The organism is Pseudoroseomonas ludipueritiae, assembly GCF_014490445.1.
In the GTDB taxonomy this organism is placed as follows: Bacteria; Pseudomonadota; Alphaproteobacteria; order Acetobacterales; family Acetobacteraceae; genus Pseudoroseomonas; species Pseudoroseomonas ludipueritiae.
Genome location: NZ_JACTUZ010000267.1, coordinates 1 through 3,191, shown reverse-complemented (window position 1 = coordinate 3,191; position 3,191 = coordinate 1). Strand labels below are relative to the sequence as shown.

Sequence of the window (3,191 nt, the reverse complement as noted above, 5' to 3'; positions counted from 1 at the left end):
CCGATGCCACCGCCCGGCTGGCCAGCGCCGCCACCCTGGCGCAGGGCCGCGCCGAGGTGCCGGCGGAATTGCTGGCGCCCGAGGGCGCCAGTGCCGCCATGCTGCGCCTCAATGCCTCGGCGCCGCCATCGGGCAGCGGCATCAACGGCGTGCGCGAGGCCATCGAGCGCAGCCGGCAGATCGAGGCGCTGCTGCCGCCAGCCACCCAGGACAAGGGGATCTGAGATGGAAGGCCCCAGCATCGTCGGCCTTTCCGGCCAGATGGCGCTCCGCCAGCAGTTGGACGTGGTGGCCAATAATGTCGCCAATGCCAGCACCACCGCCTATCGCGGCGACCGGATGCTCTTCCAGTCGCATGTCAGCCGGCTCGATGTTCCCGGGCGCGAGGTCGCCTTTGTGCAGGACCGCGCCACCTATGTGGACACCCGCGCCGGCGCCATCGCCGCCACGGGCAACCCGCTGGATGTGGCGATCGACGGCAATGCCTTCCTGGCGGTGGAGCGGCCGGGCAATGCCGGGCGCGGCTATACCCGCGACGGCAGGCTGCGCGTGGCGCCGGACAATACTCTGGTGGATACCGCCGGGCGCCCCGTGCTGGACGAGGGTGGTGGCCATCTGATGATGCCGGAACGCTTTTCGGGCGCCGAGATCCGCGCCGATGGCACCGTGCTGGCGACAACGGATGGCCGTGCCGAGCAGGTCGGGCGGCTTGGTCTTTTCCAGCCTGGCGACGCGCGCGCCATTCGCAAGGGCGGCGACGGGTTGCTGGAAATCCCGCAGGCGGATCTGCGCCCGGTGGAGCCGGGATCGCGCGAGGTGCGGCTGGTGCAGGGGGCGCTCGAATCCTCCACCGTGCAGCCCATCGCCGAGATCGCCAATCTTACTGCGCTGCAACGGGCCTATGAGAACGTGCAGCGCATCGTCGCTGATGACGACAGCCGAATCCGCAAGATGATCGAGGCGCTGGGGCGCCCGAACTGAGCCACAGGAAGGAGAAACCACCATGCGCGCCATGAGCATCGCGGCCACCGGCATGCAGGCCCAGCAGAGCAATGTCGAGGTCATCGCCAACAACATCGCCAATGTCTCGACCACCGCCTTCTCCCGCCGCAAGGCGGAGTTCCAGGACCTGATCTACCAATCCTCCGAACGCGTCGGCTCCTCCTCCTCCGAGGCGGGCACGGTGCTGCCGGTGGGCACGCAGATCGGCCTCGGCACGCGCTCATCTGCCGTGAACCGCATCACCATCCAGGGCACGCTGACCGAGACGGGCAATAAATACGACATGGCGCTGGAGGGACGCGGCTATTTCGGCATCACCCTGCCGGATGGCACCGTGGCCTATACCCGCGACGGTTCCTTCAAGCTCTCGCCCGAGGGGCAGATCGTCACCACCGAAGGCTATCCGTTGGAGCCCGCGATCAATGTGCCGCAGGATGCCAAGGACGTCACCATCAACCAGGCTGGCGAGGTGATTGTCACCGAGGCCAATGGCCGGCAGCAGAATGCCGGCCGCATCGCGCTTTATCTCTTCGCCAATGAAGCGGGGCTGGAGGCGACGGGCGGCAACAAGTTCCTGGAAACCGAGGCTTCCGGCCAGCCCAATCGCGGCCTGCCCTCCGATGAAGGCTATGGCAAGGTTCGGCAGAGTTACCTCGAAGCCTCCAACGTCAATGTGGTGCAGGAGATCACGCAGCTGATCCAGGCGCAGCGGGCCTATGAGATGAATTCCAAGGTCATCGAGGCCAGCGACCAGATGATGCAGACCGCCAACAACGTGCGCTGACGGAGACGAGCCATGCGCAACTTGCCCATTGGTGCCGCGCTGCTGGTGGCCTCGCTCTGCCACATCCCGCCAGCGGATTCCCGCGAGGTCTGGCACGCCACGCGCGACCTGCAGCCGGGCGACCTGCTGCGGCCGCAGGATATCGACCCGGCGGAGCCGCGCCGGGACAGCCCTGGCTTCATCGAAAGCAGCCAGGATATCGTCGGGCAGGAGGTGAAGCGCCGCATCCGCGCCGGCACCGCCATCTCGCAGCAGGCCATTGGCGAACAGGCGCTGGTGCATGCCAGCGAACCCGTGCGGGTCTTCTGGAAGGCCGGCGGCATGTCGCTGGAAATGCGCGGCAAGGCACTGGAGGACGGGCCGCTGGGCCGTGAGATCCGCGTCCATAATCCCGGCAGCGGCCGCACCATCCGCGCCCAGGTGGTGGCCGAGGGCACCGCCGAGATCCGTGGCCTGCCATGAGCCATGCAAAAAATTTCTGCGGGGGACCGGGCATGACCACCAGGCGACCATGGGGTGCCACGCTGCTGTTGCTCGGCCTCGCGGCCTGTGACAGCTTCGGCCATATCCAGCAGCCACCGCCCTTCTCGGCGCCTGGCTCGCTGGGTGCCATTCCGCCCGCCACGGAAGCGGATAGCCCGCTGGCCGTGGCGGCACGGCCGAGGCTGGAGGGCACCGGGCCCACCGCCTTCGGCTCCCTTTGGCGGCCAGGCAGCCGCACCTTCTTCCGCGACCAGCGCGCCCGCACCGTGGGCGACCTGCTGACGGTGGAGATCGAGATCGACGACAGCGCGCAGTTCGACAACAAGACCGATCTCGATCGCGACAGCACGCAGAGCCTGAAGGTGCCGGCGCTTTTCGGCCTGCAGGGCTATCTGTCCCGCGCCTTCGGCGGCAGCACCGACCCGGCGCTCAGCGTCGGTGGCGGCAGCACCGCCAGCGGTGAGGGCAAGGTGCGGCGCAACGAGAAGATCCGCCTGCAGGTGGCGGCCACCGTGGTGCGCGTGCTGGCCAGCGGCAACCTGGAGATCGCCGGCTCGCAGGAAATCCGCGTCAATGACGAGTTGCGGGAATTGCAGCTGCGCGGGCTGGTGCGGCCGGAGGATATCCGCCCGAACAACCGCATCGCGTCCGAGAAGATCGCCGAGGCGCGCATTTCCTATGGCGGGCGCGGCACCTCTTCCGACATGCTGCGGCCGCGCTGGGGGCAACAGCTCATGGACCGCGTGCTGCCCTATTGAGGCACGTGGCGCGCGGCGGCGGCATCCAGCGCCGCGCGCAACCGTTCGGCGGTGCCGGCCTCCAGCCCGCTGGCCAGCAGCAGCGGCGATGCGCCATCGCGGCGATCCTGCAGCAGTTGCGCCTCGGCGGCCTGCTGGCGGGCGGCGATGGCGGCGGCGAGGCC

General features: G+C 68.6%; 5 protein-coding genes. All 5 read left to right on the top strand.

All coding sequences use genetic code 11. The features are described 5' to 3' along the window. The coding region (locus IBL25_RS25275; protein WP_202986885.1) for a hypothetical protein at window positions 1-224 on the top strand (224 nt) is incomplete at its 5' end. A 1-nt stretch (window position 225) separates the two neighbouring features. After that, complete coding sequence (locus tag IBL25_RS25270; protein ID WP_187781213.1) at window positions 226-981, top strand: flagellar hook basal-body protein; 756 nt, start codon at window positions 226-228, stop codon at window positions 979-981. Between the two features lie 22 nt (window positions 982-1,003). Further along, complete coding sequence (gene flgG / locus IBL25_RS25265; protein ID WP_187781212.1) at window positions 1,004-1,786, top strand: flagellar basal-body rod protein FlgG; 783 nt, start codon at window positions 1,004-1,006, stop codon at window positions 1,784-1,786. A 12-nt stretch (window positions 1,787-1,798) separates the two neighbouring features. Further along, a complete protein-coding gene (gene flgA / locus IBL25_RS25260) occupies window positions 1,799-2,248 on the top strand; it encodes a flagellar basal body P-ring formation chaperone FlgA (protein WP_187781211.1) in 450 nt (149 codons plus the stop codon). A gap of 32 nt (window positions 2,249-2,280) precedes the next feature. Further along, window positions 2,281-3,027, top strand: a complete 747-nt coding sequence (locus tag IBL25_RS25255) for a flagellar basal body L-ring protein FlgH (RefSeq protein WP_187781210.1) — start codon at window positions 2,281-2,283, stop codon at window positions 3,025-3,027. Window positions 3,028-3,191 lie beyond the last annotated feature (164 nt).

Bases quoted from the DNA above. Each gene is read 5' to 3' on its own strand.
- IBL25_RS25270 (WP_187781213.1), top strand. From the start codon at position 226: ATGGAAGGCCCCAGCATCGTCGGCCTTTCCGGCCAGATGGCGCTCCGC.
- flgA (WP_187781211.1), top strand. From the start codon at position 1,799: ATGCGCAACTTGCCCATTGGTGCCGCGCTGCTGGTGGCCTCGCTCTGC.
- IBL25_RS25255 (WP_187781210.1), top strand. From the start codon at position 2,281: ATGACCACCAGGCGACCATGGGGTGCCACGCTGCTGTTGCTCGGCCTC.
- flgG (WP_187781212.1), top strand. From the start codon at position 1,004: ATGCGCGCCATGAGCATCGCGGCCACCGGCATGCAGGCCCAGCAGAGC.